Source organism: Algoriphagus lacus (assembly GCF_003583985.1).
In the GTDB taxonomy this organism is placed as follows: Bacteria; Bacteroidota; Bacteroidia; order Cytophagales; family Cyclobacteriaceae; genus Algoriphagus; species Algoriphagus lacus.
On record NZ_QXML01000002.1, the window covers coordinates 478,870 to 494,603 of the forward strand.

At 44.3% G+C, this 15,734-nt stretch carries 18 protein-coding genes and 1 other RNA gene; 7 read left to right on the forward strand and 12 right to left on the reverse strand.

Annotation, left to right across the window (positions count from 1 at the left end; all coding sequences use genetic code 11):
• Positions 1-32: 32 nt before the first annotated feature.
• The 5 genes from D0X99_RS06215 to ffs all read right to left on the reverse strand — a co-directional run bounded on the left by D0X99_RS06215 (position 33) and on the right by ffs (position 3,355).
• On the reverse strand, positions 33-1,427 hold the full coding sequence (locus D0X99_RS06215) for a S41 family peptidase (RefSeq protein WP_119476768.1): 1,395 nt from the start codon (positions 1,425-1,427) through the stop codon (positions 33-35).
• A 70-nt stretch (positions 1,428-1,497) separates the two neighbouring features.
• Positions 1,498-2,208: a cell division ATP-binding protein FtsE gene (locus D0X99_RS06220; RefSeq protein WP_119476769.1), complete on the reverse strand. Its 711-nt coding sequence runs from the start codon at positions 2,206-2,208 to the stop codon at positions 1,498-1,500.
• 3 nt (positions 2,209-2,211) lie between these two features.
• Positions 2,212-2,415: a fructose-6-phosphate aldolase gene (locus D0X99_RS06225; RefSeq protein WP_119476770.1), complete on the reverse strand. Its 204-nt coding sequence runs from the start codon at positions 2,413-2,415 to the stop codon at positions 2,212-2,214.
• A gap of 55 nt (positions 2,416-2,470) precedes the next feature.
• Positions 2,471-3,130, reverse strand: a complete 660-nt coding sequence (fsa, locus tag D0X99_RS06230) for a fructose-6-phosphate aldolase (RefSeq protein ID WP_119476771.1) — start codon at positions 3,128-3,130, stop codon at positions 2,471-2,473.
• 138 nt (positions 3,131-3,268) lie between these two features.
• An RNA gene (gene ffs / locus D0X99_RS06235) (signal recognition particle sRNA small type) lies at positions 3,269-3,355 on the reverse strand.
• 142 nt (positions 3,356-3,497) lie between these two features.
• Between ffs and D0X99_RS06240 the strand changes: the two genes are divergently transcribed.
• The gene (locus D0X99_RS06240) at positions 3,498-5,138 is read left to right on the forward strand and encodes a M28 family metallopeptidase (protein ID WP_119476772.1); all 1,641 of its coding nucleotides are present in this window, start codon (positions 3,498-3,500) and stop codon (positions 5,136-5,138) included.
• Between the two features lie 38 nt (positions 5,139-5,176).
• Here D0X99_RS06240 and D0X99_RS06245 read toward each other — a convergent pair whose 3' ends face one another.
• The 3 genes from D0X99_RS06245 to D0X99_RS06255 all read right to left on the reverse strand — a co-directional run bounded on the left by D0X99_RS06245 (position 5,177) and on the right by D0X99_RS06255 (position 7,387).
• Positions 5,177-5,737 (reverse strand): pentapeptide repeat-containing protein, encoded by a 561-nt coding sequence (locus D0X99_RS06245; protein WP_119476773.1) that lies wholly within the window; start codon positions 5,735-5,737, stop codon positions 5,177-5,179.
• 100 nt (positions 5,738-5,837) lie between these two features.
• On the reverse strand, positions 5,838-6,653 hold the full coding sequence (locus D0X99_RS06250) for a creatininase family protein (protein ID WP_119476774.1): 816 nt from the start codon (positions 6,651-6,653) through the stop codon (positions 5,838-5,840).
• Positions 6,654-6,775: 122 nt separating this feature from the next.
• A complete protein-coding gene (locus D0X99_RS06255) occupies positions 6,776-7,387 on the reverse strand; it encodes a hypothetical protein (RefSeq protein WP_119476775.1) in 612 nt (203 codons plus the stop codon).
• Positions 7,388-7,712: 325 nt separating this feature from the next.
• Here D0X99_RS06255 and D0X99_RS06260 point away from each other — a divergent pair, with 325 nt between their 5' ends.
• Positions 7,713-8,411 (forward strand): ferritin-like domain-containing protein, encoded by a 699-nt coding sequence (locus D0X99_RS06260; protein WP_119476978.1) that lies wholly within the window; start codon positions 7,713-7,715, stop codon positions 8,409-8,411.
• A gap of 25 nt (positions 8,412-8,436) precedes the next feature.
• Complete coding sequence (locus D0X99_RS06265; RefSeq protein ID WP_119476776.1) at positions 8,437-9,264, forward strand: ferritin-like domain-containing protein; 828 nt, start codon at positions 8,437-8,439, stop codon at positions 9,262-9,264.
• Between the two features lie 117 nt (positions 9,265-9,381).
• Here D0X99_RS06265 and D0X99_RS06270 read toward each other — a convergent pair whose 3' ends face one another.
• Together D0X99_RS06270 and dinB are read right to left on the reverse strand one after the other, a co-directional pair.
• A complete protein-coding gene (locus tag D0X99_RS06270; protein ID WP_119476777.1) occupies positions 9,382-9,912 on the reverse strand; it encodes a GNAT family N-acetyltransferase in 531 nt (176 codons plus the stop codon).
• A gap of 122 nt (positions 9,913-10,034) precedes the next feature.
• On the reverse strand, positions 10,035-11,225 hold the full coding sequence (gene dinB / locus D0X99_RS06275; protein ID WP_119476778.1) for a DNA polymerase IV: 1,191 nt from the start codon (positions 11,223-11,225) through the stop codon (positions 10,035-10,037).
• 107 nt (positions 11,226-11,332) lie between these two features.
• Between dinB and D0X99_RS06280 the strand changes: the two genes are divergently transcribed.
• Together D0X99_RS06280 and D0X99_RS06285 are read left to right on the forward strand one after the other, a co-directional pair.
• Positions 11,333-12,028 (forward strand): XRE family transcriptional regulator, encoded by a 696-nt coding sequence (locus tag D0X99_RS06280; RefSeq protein WP_119476779.1) that lies wholly within the window; start codon positions 11,333-11,335, stop codon positions 12,026-12,028.
• A gap of 86 nt (positions 12,029-12,114) precedes the next feature.
• Positions 12,115-12,579, forward strand: coding sequence for a methylated-DNA--[protein]-cysteine S-methyltransferase (locus D0X99_RS06285; RefSeq protein ID WP_119476780.1), 465 nt, complete (start codon positions 12,115-12,117; stop codon positions 12,577-12,579).
• A gap of 65 nt (positions 12,580-12,644) precedes the next feature.
• Here the strand turns inward: D0X99_RS06285 and D0X99_RS06290 are convergent, their stop codons facing one another.
• Positions 12,645-13,157, reverse strand: coding sequence for a RidA family protein (locus D0X99_RS06290; protein ID WP_119476781.1), 513 nt, complete (start codon positions 13,155-13,157; stop codon positions 12,645-12,647).
• Between the two features lie 75 nt (positions 13,158-13,232).
• Between D0X99_RS06290 and D0X99_RS06295 the strand changes: the two genes are divergently transcribed.
• Both D0X99_RS06295 and D0X99_RS06300 read left to right on the forward strand, forming a co-directional pair.
• Entirely contained in the window at positions 13,233-13,694 is a 462-nt protein-coding gene (locus D0X99_RS06295; protein WP_119476782.1) for a GNAT family N-acetyltransferase, read from the forward strand.
• Positions 13,695-13,799: 105 nt separating this feature from the next.
• Positions 13,800-14,624, forward strand: coding sequence for a universal stress protein (locus tag D0X99_RS06300; RefSeq protein ID WP_119476783.1), 825 nt, complete (start codon positions 13,800-13,802; stop codon positions 14,622-14,624).
• On the opposite strand, the gene D0X99_RS06305 is transcribed toward D0X99_RS06300, so the two are convergent.
• Positions 14,625-15,548: a DUF6089 family protein gene (locus tag D0X99_RS06305; protein ID WP_119476979.1), complete on the reverse strand. Its 924-nt coding sequence runs from the start codon at positions 15,546-15,548 to the stop codon at positions 14,625-14,627.
• Positions 15,549-15,734: the final 186 nt, after the last annotated feature.

The window sequence follows — 15,734 nt, forward strand, 5'->3', positions numbered from 1 at the left end:
TGGGGGCTTTTCTGTACTTGAGTTTTTTGTATTTATCGGTCGTTTAGATTTTCAATCATTACACCGTTTCTGTTTTTTAGGTCCAAAGTACTGGCGATATCTACACGGTCAAGCTGCTGGAATCTTGCTCCAGAAGGTACACCCGTGATTTGTTCGATTGCTTTTCTTAGCAATAATTCATTGACATCACCAAGCGGTCTTAGCCTTTCGGAGGATTCTTTGGCCTCAATGTTAGCCCCAAAACCATTGGTGTAATCTGACTGATCCAGACTGTTGAAGCTTCGGGAGACAATCGGTAAAATCCCATATTTATTGTCAGCGTTTTCTTCATCCTCAAAAGGCACGGAACCCACATTTTTCCCTGTTGTCTTATCTCCAATCAAAAACACATCCATGTAGGGTTTAAGGCCGTTTATGATCAGCTCAGAGGCAGATGCTGTTCGGGAAGAAGTAAGGATGTAAACTCTGTTTCCTTTAAGAATTTTTCCCAAGTTTTCAGCTTTGGCTTTAAATGGGGTCTGTACATTCTTGAGGTTGTCAAACTGCATCAGAAAACTGTTGTACTTGGTTTTGGAAAAAATATCTGTTGCTTTCACTCCCGGAGCGATTAAGCTAGCCAAATTTACCGCTGAGGAAACAAACCCACCACCATTGTATCGAAAGTCAACAATTAGGTTTTGGATTCCTTTAGCCTTGAAATCGGCAAAAATTGCATCCATTTCCTGGTCGTATGCAGTGCTGTTGTTCCCAGGTCCTGGTGCAAAGAAATGATAGACCACATAGCCGATTTTTTCTCCATTAATGGTATAAACAGAATCCATAAAGTTTGGATTTTCAGCAAGTTGCACTGCAGTTAGAGAAATTTCAGGCTGCGGCTCAAAGCTTCCACTTCCTTCATTGAAGCGAAGTGTAGTCAGCGTATGAGGCTTGTCTATTTGGGCAATTACACTGCGGTAATTTTCCAAAGTCATTTGAGTCCCATTGATTCGGGTGATGTAGTCACCTCTTTTTAATGGAGTACTGGCCGCAGGGCTGTTTTTCTTGACATAAGATATTTCAGCGACAACATTGTTGTTGCTTTGGCTCTCCCGGTATAGGGTAAATTCATACCCTGCCTCGAGAGTGATTCCATTAAGGGAATTGATCAATTCCTGATAATCCGGGTAGATTACCGAGAACCGATCGGTTGGTCGATTAAGCAACGACTCAAAATAATCTTCGGGATCAGAGGTGTCTGCGATCGGAGTTCGCATTTCTCCCAACCAGAGGTAAACCTCCTTCATTACTTCATTGATCCACTTGTTGATGGCAATATTAGGATTCGGTTTTTCGATTACCGGCTCAATTTCCTCTTCTTCCTTGCACGCAAATCCTCCCCAAGCCAACAGGCCAAAGAGAAAAATCCTGATTAAATACCTCTTTTTCATAGGATTGATTAGTTACTTATTGAAAAACGACTAAGTCGTCATCATGTTTTCAATTAATGAAATTTTGATCTCAAAAGGAAGATCCAAAGGAAACATCGTGAAGTTGACTGTCCAGAAGTTTTCCTTTTTCACATTTTAAAACACGATAAGGGAACTTACGAAGTAACTCATGGTTGTGGGTTGCCATGAGAATGGCAGTGCCTTTTTTATTTATCTCCTGGAATAGTTTAAAAATCCCGTCCGCTACATCAGGATCGAGGTTTCCGGTCGGTTCATCTGCCAAAAGAATGCAGGGTTCATTGAGCAAAGCTCTGGCAATTACCACACGTTGTTGTTCCCCACCGGAGAGTTGATGAGGCATTTTTTGAAGGGAATCGACTAATCCTACTTGGATGAGAACTTCGCTGATCCGCTCTTTTATTTTGACTGGATCGGTCCAACCGGTTGCTTTTAATACGAAGGAAAGATTCTCCTGAATCGTCCGGTCACTGAATAGCTGAAAGTCCTGAAAAATAATCCCGATTTTCCTTCGGAGATAGGGGACTTCACTGGTTTTAATTTTGGAAAGGGAATAGCCTACAATTTCTGCAAGACCTGATCTCAGAGGCAAATCTGCGTAAAGGGTTTTCAGAAGGGAGCTTTTACCGCTTCCCGTTCTTCCGATCAGAAAGACGAATTCATGCTGTTCCACAGCAAAATTTACATCTGACAAGACAGGTGATTCTCCCTGAAAAATGGTTGCCTGTGTCATTTGCAACACAGGTTTGGTACTGAAATCCATGGTTTAGAGTTCTAGTTTTTGAAGTTTTCCAAAAGGAAGGTTTTTGATTACTTCTTCGAGTTGGTCTTCCTTTCCTTCCAGACCAAATTTCTCGATATTCTTGAGGGGTCTGTCGGCACGGAAATAAGCAACCAAAACGAAATTCTCATCCCGGATCTGGATGTAATCAGGGATTTTGGCTTTTCCTTTTACTTTGATGATATACATACGGTGGGATTGAAAAAGAGGCTGTGTCCGGAAAGAAACAGCCTCTTTGTTGGATTTATTTTCCAGCTGCTTTCGCGTGATCTGCCAGAAACTGTGCCAGACCTGAATCCGTCAGGGGATGCTTTAGCAATCCTGTGATTACTTTTAGTGGACAAGTGACTACATCAGCTCCAAGCTCTGCACACTTGATCAGGTGCATGGTATGGCGCACAGAAGCCGCCAAAATTTCGGTTTCAAAACCGTAGTTCTGATAGATATGTACAATCTGTCCGATCAATTCCAGTCCATCATAAGAGATGTCATCCAATCGGCCAATGAAAGGGGAGAGGTAAGATGCACCTGCTTTGGCGGCTAGTATTGCTTGACCAGCAGAAAACACCAATGTGCAGTTAGTTCGGATGCCTTCGCTGTGAAAATATTTGATGGCTTTGATGCCATCTTTGATCATCGGGATTTTCACCACGATTTTGTCATCTATTTTTGCCAGTTCTTTGCCTTCGCGGATCATTCCTTCAAAGTCAGTAGCAATCACTTCTGCGCTAACTTTGTCATCCACGATATTGCAGATGGCTTTGTAGTGTGCTCTTACATTGGCTTCGCCGCTGATTCCTTCTTTGGCCATCAGGGAAGGATTGGTAGTCACACCGTCCAATACTCCGAGGTCATAGGCTTCGCGGATTTCGTCAAGATTGGCGGTATCGATAAAGAATTTCATGAGAATAGGTTTTTGGTTAACACTTAAACTAGACGCTTAAGCTTGAGATTAATTTTCGTTAGGCTAACGAACAAAGTTAGAAGATAAATCAGGATTAGGAATTCCAAAAAGTGGAGGAATTGGAAAATTTAGGGCAAAAAAGAAGCGGCATCGCACCGCTACAACCGCCTACCCTTGCTTCCTTCCGGACCTGGGGGATTCAGCAGGAGCTGGTCGTGCCGCTAGGTCACAAAGGTAAGTCAATTTTGGCTCCAAGCAATGGGCAGTTCTGAAATTGATTTTATCCTTCAGGTAATCAACAGCTAAAAGTTTTAACTTCGGGTCGGAAGAGGTCAATCCCTTCCACTTTTATCCCCACCTTAATCGTATGAAAAAAACACTTATCGTTGTCTCAATTGGTATTTCCTGTCTTTTGGGATGCCAGTCAGCAGAGCAAGCCAATTATCAATTCAAAGTTTCCGATCTCGAACCCAATCTGGTCAAACTAGCTTCAGATGAATTCATGGGAAGGTTACCTTTCACTGAAGGAGAAAAAATCACCACATCTTTTTTAGAATCCGAATTCAAAACAATGGGTTTGGAGCCGGGAAATGGTGATTCGTACTTTCAGGATGTCCCAATGGTTTCTATCGTGAGCAAACCTTCGGAAACCATGGAGTTAAAAACTTCCAATTCTTCTGTTTCCTTGAAAGGATTTAATGACTTTGTCATTTGGACTCAAAAAACTGATTCTTTGGTCGATGTGAAAGATGCCGAAGTGGTCTTCGCTGGCTTTGGAATAGTTGCTCCGGAGTATGGATGGAATGATTACGAGGGACTGGATGTCAAGGGAAAAATCGTGGTTGTCCTAGTCAATGATCCTGGATTTGGCACAGAAGATTCTACTTTTTTCAAGGGAAATACGATGACGTACTACGGCCGTTGGACTTACAAATACGAGGAGGCGGCCAGACAAGGAGCTTTGGGTTGCTTAATTGTTCACAATACCATACCAGCTGGATATGGATTCAACGTAATCCAAGGAAAACACAACGCCCCAATCCTTTACCTGGATGATCGGGGAAAGGAAAATTACAAAATGGGATTTGAAGGCTGGATTACCCTCCCTTCAGCCAAGAAATTGTTTGATCTCGCAGGAATGAACAATGGGGAGCTTTTGGCGAAGGCAAGAAAACCAGGATTCCAGGGGATGCCTTTGGGTGTGAATCTGACTGCTTCTATTCAAGTGGAGGCAGAATACAATATTTCCCAAAATGTAGTGGCAAAAATCACCGGTCAATCCAAGCCTGAGGAATACATTATTTATTCAGCACACTGGGATCATTTTGGCATAGGAAAACCGGACGAAACCGGAGACAGCATCTACAACGGAGCCTTGGATAATGCCTCAGGAACTGCCGCACTTTTGGCTTTGGCAAAAGCCTTTAAAACTGATGGGGCTCCTGAAAGAACTGTGGTTTTTCTTGCAGTGACCGCTGAGGAACAGGGGCTTTGGGGCTCGGCTTATTATGCCCAAAACCCGATTTATCCCAAGGAAAAAACTGTAGCCAATATCAATATGGACGGCATCAACCCTTATGGGAAAATGAAGGATGTGTCGATCATCGGGGTAGGTCAGTCTGAGATGGAAGACTTGCTCAATGTGGAATTGGAAAAATTGGGACGATACAGTGCTCCAGAGCCAAATCCGATAGCCGGTTATTACTTCCGTTCAGACCATTTCAATTTTGCCAAAATCGGGATTCCGGCCTTGTATTTTGGGACTGGAATCGACCATTTCGAAAAAGGGAAAGAATATGGGAAACAGCTTCAGGAAGACTATACGGCCAACTATTACCATAAGCCCAATGAAGAGTATGATCCTGCCCGATGGAATCTGGATGGTGCAGTAGATGATGTACAGGTCCTCTATAATGTTGGAAGAAGTTTGGCCAATTCCGATAAATGGCCGAATTGGAAACCGACATCTGAGTTTAAGGCTGTCAGGGATAGTTACATGAAAAGGTAATAGCAAAAAGCCGGATCAAATCGATCCGGCTTTCTTTTTCAGCCTATTTTAATTCCGTAATTACTCAAAAGGCCCGGTAATCCATCCAGGTCAAATCTTGCCCCTTTGATCCGATTCCTCTCAGGGTCTATCCTGAAATTAATAGCTTCCCGGAAATCCGCTTTTTCCAGATTAGTTCGGTCGAAAACTGCCCCGGTCAAATCCGATCCTTGAAAATCTGCACCACCTAGTTCAGCTTGTGAAAAGTCCACTTCCCGGAGGCGGCTGTTTTTGAAGATTGATTTTTTGAGTTGCAGATTGAAAAAGTTACAATAATCCAACTGACAGTTTTGGAAATCGAATTCCAGAAGAAATGGATTGGCAGCATTGAAATGAACCCCCAACAGTTTGCAAGTCTCAAACTTTACCTGCCGAAAACTTACCTGAGAAACTTTGGAATTGCTCAAGTCACAATTTTTGAAGCTGCAGTTTTCAAAACTACAACCATGAAAGTTCAAGTTGGAAAAATTACATCCGACAAAGGTGCAGCCTTCGTATTCTCCGATTTGGAAATCAGCAGCACTGAAGTTTTGGAAAGTTTGATCGGAGAAGTAGGGCATGAGGTGATGTGTTTCTTTTTATTTCACTTCGAAATTCATCATTCGATGTTCGATGTTCAAAATTTAAAAATATCGAACGCTGAATATCGAATTTCGAAGTTTATAAACCAGCCAAATCCCACTTCCGGATCGTTTCTTTGATCAGATCGGCGACTTTCGCATTGACTTTTTTGAAATACTCATCAGCCTGAGCCTGGTTGAAATTGGGATATCCTTGGCCTTCCTGATAGAGTCCGATGGAGGAGGGGAAAGGTACTGCTGACCATGTGCCTGGTTTAGGATATGCAGTGGCTTGGTCTGAGTTATAGCGCTCTTTGTGAACCAAAGTTGGATCGATGGCCTGAATGTAAGCCGTCTCGTTTAGCCCGGCATGACCTCCGTCTTCCTTAAATACTTCCAAAGTCACGTCTGACGCGAAGGACCACCAGTTGATCACCAGGGTCCGGACTCCCTGTTCATTGGCGACATCTGCGGCAACTTTTTGCAAGACGGCCGTTTGTCCACCTCCATGCCCATTGAGGATGATGATGTTTTTAAACCCGTTTTTGGAAAGTCCTTTCAAGATATCCCGTATAAACGGAGCATAGGCTTCTTCGGTGATTTGAAAAGCTCCCGGGTAAGCCGCCATCGAACCAGTGATTCCGTAATTCAGGGTAGGAGCAATCAAAGCATTCAGCTCATCCGCCATGGCTTTTGCCATCGCAAAGGGTGCAGTATTGTCCGCTCCGTTGTTAATGACTCCATGAGGCTCCAAGGTGCCTGTTGGCAAAAGCACGGTATTAATTTTTTCAGGGACAAACTCCGCAAACTCCATCCAGTTGATCCGATCCATTTCGCGGGTGGAAATTGAATTTTGAGCAGTAAGATCAGTGGCTAGGAAAAAGCAAAAAATGAAAGAAAAGAGGATTCGTTGCATAAGAAATGTTTTGGAGTTCAGAAAGCTGAAAATAAGCCAAAAAAATTAATTGAATTGGTAAAAAATCTACCAGTGGATAAAATGAAAAAGCCCTTAAGAAATATCTAAAGGGCTTTTCTGTATTAATGGCTACCGTTTTCTCCGCATTTCACTTTGGGATTAAACTTGGTAAAAATCCCCGAAGGATTGTTTTTCCAAACCCAAACATGGAGCTGGTAATTATCGAAAGGCAAAGGAGTAGGAGCCAAGGCTATGTCGAATATCTGACTGCCGAAATGGGGGATTTCCTCCTCTTCCCAAGCTTCAGTTACGACAATGAATTCAACTGCTACCAGTTTCATGTTTCCTTCCTGATCCATTTCATAGAGCAATGCTTCGGGTTGGGTAGGATCGAATATACCATCTACAAGATCAAAATTAACGAAGTGATAGCCCATGCTGCCCAAATTGGGATGAGATATACAGGGAGTGGCCTGTGAATATCCATCATCTTCTGCCACTTCCATCCGGTGGTATTTAGCAGTGGCGCTTCGTAAGTCCGCCAGCATTTTCAGCGTTGTAGGATCCATTCGCAAGTTTTCCAGAGGAAAGTCAGCTGATTCGGCCAAGACTTTTTCAAGATCCGCTGAGGGATCCAAAGGGAGGGCGGGATTGCTGTTATCAGAGATACAGCCGGTTTGGGTCAGGCTTGCTGAAAGGATCAGCAAAGCTGCCCAAATGAAATTTGAAGACATGTTCTTCATGGTTTTTGGGTTTTTGTTTTTAAAAGAATTGAATCAAAAGAAATCAAAAAAAACCTCGAGGGTACCGAGAGCAAATTGATTGAATATCAATTTATTGACTTAGTGAAATTAGGGTAATGGAATGATTTTTTGGAGAATTTATTTTAGTAAAAAATCATAATTCAACCCTTTTGGAGAATATTTTTTAATCTGATCAATCCAGCTTGATCATCCACTTCGTAATTCCCTCCAAATCGATCGGCTCTTAAGTTGATCTCAGATTTGACTTTTTTCCATGGAAAACAAAAACCAATTCTTAACCTCAAAACAAACCAAAATGAAAAAGGAATTGATCAAGCCTCAGGGCTTGGTAAAAAATGCCAACAGACGTCAGTTTCTCAAAATGGGGACTTTGACTATAGCCGGTGCAGGCTTGTTATTCGTAGGCTGCAACGATGACGATGAAATGATGCCCACAATGCCAGGCATGGTAAGTTTGGGTTCGGGAGATGTCGGGATTCTCAATTATGCCTATGCTTTAGAGCAGTTGGAAGCTGCTTTCTATGCGGAAGTGATCAAAGGAAGTTATTTCGCCAATGCTTCTGCCGAAGAAAAAATCATCATGGGTGACTTGGAAAAGCACGAGCGTGCTCACAGGGAATTTTTCAAGGCTGCTCTAGGGGCTAGTGCCATTGGGTCTTTGGAAGTTGATTTTTCCAGTATTGATTTCAGTAGCAGAACCTCTGTTCTGATGGCGGCAAAGACTTTCGAAGACTTGGGCGTGGCCGCTTACAACGGTGCTGGACAGTTTTTGGAGAGTTCGGATTTTCTGTTGATCGCTGGTAAGATTGTATCCGTTGAGGCTCGGCATGCGGCAGCAATCCGAGACCTGATCAATCCAGGTTCGGCGGATTTTGCCGGAGATGACATCATCGATGCCAACGGGTTGGAGCGAACCCTCAATTTTACCCAAGTGCTGACTGCAGCCAGTGCATTTGTCAAGACTGAGATCGATTTCAGTCAGTTGCCAAGCTAATCATTCACCTTAATTCACAGAACACATGAACTTGATCAAATTATTAGATACGATTTGCCCGGACACGAAAAGTGCCGAAGACAAGGACCGTTTTTTCTCCAGGAGAGAGGCATTTCGCCAATTTGGAGATTTTGGGAAAAAGATGGCCTTGGCAGCCGTCCCATTGGCGGTATTGAATTCCATTCCCCATGTGGCAAAGGCAGATACTGCCAGCCTGATTGGGGTGCTGAATTATGCTCTGACTCTTGAGCATTTGGAGTACCGGTATTACCAGTTGGCCTTGGATTCAGGTGTAATCGAAGCGGCTGATCGGGTGATTTTCCAGAAAATCCGTGACCACGAATTGGCTCACGTGCGGTTTCTGCAGGAAGTCATCGGCAATGTGCTGATGGGTACTCCTGTTGCTGAGCCTAAGTTTGACTTTACAGCCGGTGGAAATTTCTCTCCCTTCACGAGTTATCCTACGTTTTTGGCACTTGCCCAAGCATTTGAAGATACAGGGGTAAGGGCTTATAAAGGACAGGCCGCCAATGTGAAAGAAAGCGATGTGGTGTTGACGGCGGCTTTGTCCATTCATTCGGTGGAGGCACGGCATGCCTCGCAGGTGAGAAGACTCCGTACCAAAAAAGGTCAGGATGCCATCAAAGGATGGATCACAAACGGGTCAATCGGCTCGCTACCTGCAGCGACGATGGCCATCTATGCAGGTGAGGAAAACTTAACTCACGGTGGTGTAAATGTGTCCAGCCTGACAGGAATCGATGCTGCGGCTGTCTCCGAGGGCTGGGATGAGCCATTGAGCAGAGAACAGGTACTGGGAATTGCCGGATTATTTTTAGCAGGTTCCAACTAATTGCTGGGTAGAAGTTGGGACTCGGGCCATCTCCGATAGGGGATGGCTTTTTTTATAGTCTCCAAAATGATCAGAGACAATAGACTTCAAGTCAGGAGTCTTAGACTCTAACTTATTTTAAAGACTGATGCGGTATAGGCTGCAGCGCTGAATGTCAGGGAAGTTTTGTAGTTCGGAGTGATCAAAGTCTTTCCAATGACTCATGCCGATCTTTTTCATCACTTGGATCGATGCTGTGTTTCCAATGGAGGCCATCGAGAGTACTTCCCGGATTCCTTTTTGCTTTGCAAATTCCAGACAGGCTATCGCTCCTTCAGTGGTCAGGCCCTTATTCCACCATTTTTTGCTGATTCTCCAGCCGATGTCCACGCATGGTGTAAAGTCTGCTTCAAAGGTTTTCCAACCGAGTCCGATCGTGCCGATCAGTTCTTTGGTCTCCAGCAGATTCACTGCGAAATAGCAAAATCCCCTTTCTTCAAACATCCGCTGCATCCGGTCCATCATGGCTTGGGTTTCCTCGCGGGAAAGAGGCTTTTGGAAGAAACGCATCACTTCTTGGTCGGCATTGATGGCGGTGAAGTCATCCAAATCAAAGGGCTGCCAGGTTCGAAAACCGAGTCGGTGAGAGGTGAAGAGGTAAGGGTTCATTTCAGGCTAAAATCTGCTTTTTTCTCGATCTTAATCAATAAAATGCAGGGTTATTTTCCGTTAAAATCGAAGATTTTACCTTTTCATCCATTTTGAATTTCCCTTTTTCAACCACTCATTAACTAGATCGCCATCCCGTTGAACGGATTAAATCTCCGTCTTCCCACTCCCATGGCTACGGCTCGGCAGACGGTTTTGTCACCGTATTTCACGTTTAGTCGGTCGAGTGCTTGATAGAGATTGATCTGCTCCTGAGTGTCTTCGAAGAGCTTGATCTGGTAGTTGCCGTACACGAGTGCACTGAAACGTACCCCAATCAGACGAATGAGCAGGCGACGGCTGTAGAGTTTTCGGAAGAGCTCTTTCACCACGGGCAAGAGTGTGTGGTCTGCCGAAGTGTAGGGGATACGCTGCTGCACGGTATGCGTATCGAAGTCCGAATAGCGGATCTTCACACTCACGCAGGAGGTCAATTGGCGATTTTGGCGGAGCTTGCTGCTGAGCTGCTCGGTCATGGCGACGAGTGTGGCTTCGAGTAGTTTTACATCGATGGTGTCCTGTTCGAAGGTATTTTCCGAAGAGACGGACTTTGCTTCGGAGTAGGGAGTTACCGGTGATCGGTCGATTCCGTTGGCTTTTTCCCAGATCATTGTGCCATTTTTTCCGAAAGTCGCTTCGAGAAGTTGAGCAGGCATCTGCTGTAGCGTATGGACTTTTTTGACCCCCATACTGTAAAGTGTTTGAGAGGTTTTCTCTCCGATCATGGGGATTTTACGCACAGACAGCGGAGCGAGAAAGGGTTTTTCTTCTCCAAAAGGCACCTGCTTTTCATTGTTGGGTTTGGCTTCTCCGGTGGCGACTTTTGACACGGTTTTGTTTTCGGAAAGTCCCAGAGAAATAGGCAGACCGGTTTCTTTGATGATCTTTTGCCGGATCTCATGAGCCAGCTTGAAGCAACCGAAAAACCGATCCATCCCGGTCATGTCAATGTAAAACTCGTCGATGGAAGACTTTTCAAAAAGCGGGACATTCTCCCGGATGATTTCCGTGACTTCGTGGGATTTTTGGCTGTACTTTTCAAAATCCCCGCGGATGATCAATGCCTCGGGGCAAAGTTGCCTTGCCGTCCGCATGGGCATGGCTGAGTGCACTCCGAATTTTCTCGCTTCATAGCTGCAGGAAGCCACGACTCCGCGGTCTCCAGATCCTCCGATCAGGATGGGTTTGCCATTTAGTCTGCTGTCAAAAAGCCGCTCAACTGACACAAAAAATGAATCCAGATCCATGTGCGCAATACTCCTTTTCCCTTCCATAGCTTTTTGTTAATTATTTAAACATTTTACTGTTTATAATTTAATCAAAAAGAGTAGATTTGGTTTGTAGAATTCTAAAGGATTGACTGAAGCTGTCTTAATGTTATATGTATCTAAACTCAAACCTCAAATTCCTTCGAAAAAAGAAAGGTCTGACCCAAGAGGCTTTGGCGGAGGCATTGACGATTTCCCGGTCTAAGTTGGCCGGCTATGAGTTGACCATTACTCCGCCGCTTGATGCTATGGTTCGGATCTCAGACTTTTTCAAGGTGTCACTCGATATTCTGGTGAAGGAGGACTTGTCTTCCTATTCGGAATATAAGCTTCGGGAACTACTGGAAACGGACCAATTTCTCAGGGGACGAAAGCTTCGCATTCTGGCCACCACGGTAGATGAACAGGGTAGGGAACTGATCGAGGTAGTCTCCCAGCGGGCAAAAGCCAGCTACCTCGCGGGCTTTTCGGATCCGGAATACATTGCAGAATTGCCCAGATTTGCTTTGCCTTTTCTGCCAATGGACAAAAAACATCGCGTATTTCAGGTGGATGGAGATTCCATGCTGCCGATTCCCGATGGGGCTTGGATTGTCTGCGAATACGTGGATGACTGGACTGCTATCAAGGACGGTGAACGCTATGTGATCGTCACTGAGCAAGACGGAGTGACCTTCAAAATCGCCTACAATAAGATCAAAGAAGAGCAAAAATTGTTGCTCTGCTCAGCCAATCCGATCTATGTCCCGTTTGAAATAGAAATTGAGCAGCTTCGGGAGGTGTGGAGGTACCGGCTGGCAATGAGTTGATTAATTGCCAAAGACCAAGGTTTTTGTTCCATGAAAATTCACCAATAGCTCAATAGCCAATTTCCAATAATTCAATCCCTCTTCCCATGCCTGTAATCTATTCCCCGATTGGAAATATCCGGATCAACTCCAAAGAAGGCTGTCTTTCTGAATTGCAGTTTACCGAAGAAGCGACTGACGGAAAGATTCTGGATCAGGTACTGCTGGCTACCCAGGAGCAGCTGGAAGAGTACTTTTCCGGGAAACGCAAAGTTTTCGATATGCCCATCGGGCTCGGAGGGACTGATTTTCAACGAAAAGTCTGGATGGAGGTGGCCAAAATTCCTTTTGGTCAGACAACCACTTACATGAAAATTTCTCAGAAACTCGGTAACCCTTCTGCCATCCGGGCGGCGGGTGCGGCAATTGGTGCCAATCCGATTTTGATCATCCTTCCCTGCCATAGGGTATTGGGGAGTGATGGAGACCTGACAGGATACGCCGGTGGTTTGAACAAGAAAAAGGCCCTCCTGGAGTTGGAAGGCCATGCTTTTCAAGGAAGCTTATTTTAGTAATCAGTTGGCAGTAATCAGTGATCAGTAGGTAGTTTACTGGGTGACTGCCCACTGTTAACTGCTTACTTTTCCTCCAGCTCTACGATCACTTCGATCTCCACGGCCATGTTGTTGGGAAGAGACCCCATACCGACTGCGGAACGGGCGTGTTTTCCTTTTTCCCCAAACACCTCAACCATCAAGTCTGAGAATCCATTAATTACGGCAGGCTGTGCAGTAAAATCAGGAGTAGCATTTACCATTCCCAGGACTTTTACAAACTGCTTGATCCGGCTTAGATCTCCAGTTGCTGCCTGAAGTACTGCGATGATTTCCAATCCCGTTTCCCTTGCGGCGGCATACCCTTGCTCTTTTGTCAGATCGGCCCCTACTTTTCCATAAACTTTAGGCCCGGTTCCTGAGAGGTAGAGCAGGTTTCCGACTTGTCTCCATTTGACGTAATTGGCGATTGGTTGGCTTACTTCCGGGATTTTCAAGCCGAGTTGTTTGATTTTTTCTTCGGGAGTTTGGGCGTTTGCTAAATGAAATGCGGCCGTGAAAAGCAAAAGTCCGAGTGCGAGTAAAGTCTTTTTCATAAAGGGGGATGAAATTTGTCGTTTCTAAAGCTAATCGATTCTCTTTATTTTTGGTAGGCATTTCGTGACGTTCCTATGCATACCCTCGAGATTATCCCTTTTTCACCTAAGCTTCAGCCCTTTTTCGAGTCCATTAACAAGGCTTGGGTGACTCGTTATTTTTCCCTTGAACCCTTCGACATTGACCAATTGGAGCATCCAGAGGAGACGATTTTGGCGAAAGGAGGGAGGATCCTTTTTGCTAAAATCGAAAATGAAATCATCGGGACGGTGGGATTGATTCCGAAAGATCATTCCACTTGTGAAATGATCAAAATGGGAGTAGATCCTTCTGCTCAGGGAAAAGGTGTGGGGCTTGCTCTTGGAAAGGCTATTTTGGAGGAAGCGGGAAAAATGGGTTTTACCAAAATGTCACTTTATTCCAATACCAAACTCAAGGCGGCTTTACATCTTTATAAAAAATTGGGATTTCATGAAGTCAAGGCAGAGTGTAATGGCTATATCAGATGCGACATCAAAATGGAAAAAGAACTCTGATGCTATTCATAAATCCTAACATTTATCAGGTTTTTCCCTGATTTTTCACAAGTGGTTTCTCCAATTGAATTGGGAACTTGAAGCTCAATCCAAAAGCCCAATTTTATGAAAACCATCGTTGTTCCTTTCGACTTTTCACCCTACTCGCTTGCGGCTCTTCAGACTGCCCAGCGGATAAGTGCGAAGAATCATGCTAAGATCATTTGTGTCACTGTGATACCATCTGAGCTTGATTGGGATTTACTATCTGATGAGGCCAAGTCAAAGCATCAAGAACTGATAAGAGAGTATAATGAAGCCGTGGATGTACTTCCAGGACACATCAAATCCGTGGCTCCGGCCAAATCTCAAATTGAGCAGGTTGTAAAAATAGGCGTGCCCAATGAGCAAATCGTTCGGGTGGCTGAGAAATCCAAGGCAGATATTATTATTTTGGGTGCCTACGGAAAAGGATATACTGATGGGAAATTTATTGGTTCAACCCTTCAGAAAGTCCTTCGCAATGCCAACTGTCCTGTTTTAGCTGTGAAGCATGCCCTCGACGGAAATGCATTCCGAAAGATCGCATTTGCGACGGTATTTAATCCCGCCGGAAAAATTGCTTTTGAAAAGATCCTTCCATTGGCTAAAGCATTTAAAACCTCCATTCACCTGTTGTTTGTAAATACCCCGTCCCATTTTACAAGTTCTTCCCAGTCAGATATTGAAATGGCTGAATTTGGTAAAGGGCACGAACAATTTGTGATCCATCGTCATGTATACAATCATGAAGATGCCGAGCTGGGGATTATGGAATTTTGTGCAAAGGCCGGAATTCAGCTTGTAGGTTTGGTTTCAGCAGATCGAAGACATGCCTCATCTTACGTGATAGGTACCACTGAGACCTTGATTTTCAAATCTGAGCTTGGGATTTTGAGTTTGAAGGCCTGATTACCAGAATCTAAACCGCTTTTCGTAGATTCTGTCCCGGAAGATCCAGTTGTCCCAGATGTCCTCTGATAGGTAGATTTCCAGGCCTAAACTAAAAGTCAGGTATCCGTCAAACCGGTGATCCAATCCTGATCCCCGTCGGATTGCCCCTCCGTTTCTAAGGATACCTGCTACATCAGGTTCTCCATTGTCCAGAACATATTTAGGGTTCCGGATGGCAAGTCTTAATCGATCCGGGTTTTTTCCTGTTACGTAATCATCCACCAAATCCAGGTAGAATTCCCTGACATTATAGGCAGAAATATCGTCCATGTAGTCCGTTAACGTGTAGCGATAATTTCCCTCAAACTTCATGTCCATGTAGACATTGAGCTTGTATTTGAATCCCAATCCCATGGGAAAAACGATGATGTTTTTCTCATAAGGGTTGTTTTCCAGTTGGAAAGGTCTCAGGTCAACCCATTCTCCCCGAAGGAGTGTCTGAGGATTATTGGTGGACATTCCCACTCCAAAAAATATGTAAGGATTCCAAAGGTGGCGGGTGATGTTGTTCAGTTTTACAGGATGCCAATAGTATTCGATGATACCCGAAGCTTCCCAGTTTTTTGCTTGAAAGGTTAAGTTTCTGGGTGTTCGGTATGCCCGTGGATCTGAAGGCACATCCGAGCCGGACATCTTATAATAAGTCCCTTCCAGCCTTGCTTTTAAATGTGTGCCAAATACATAGTTTACTGAAAAGTTAGCATTCCAATCAGGCTGCACCCCTTCTTCATACTTCCAAAAGGAATAAAGTTCTCCAAAATATTGGGTTGGTCCGATGCCTGCTGAGATAGACCAAGGTGCCTCAAATCGATAACGATAAAAGCTTTGGGGATAAGCGCTAAAGCTCACTAAAAAAAGAAAAATAGAGAATAACCTTTTCATGTTTCCGTACTCCACGTATTTCCGCAAGGGCGGTTAAACGATGAAAATTAACGGTATTTATCAGAATTTCAAATTTATACAAGGATAGAGCCCCCCATTTCTACTGGTTTTCAAACTTTAGAGCACCCCATAAGGAACCTGGATTTTCTACTAAAATGATTACCAAGCTGGTCGTAATTATTTTGA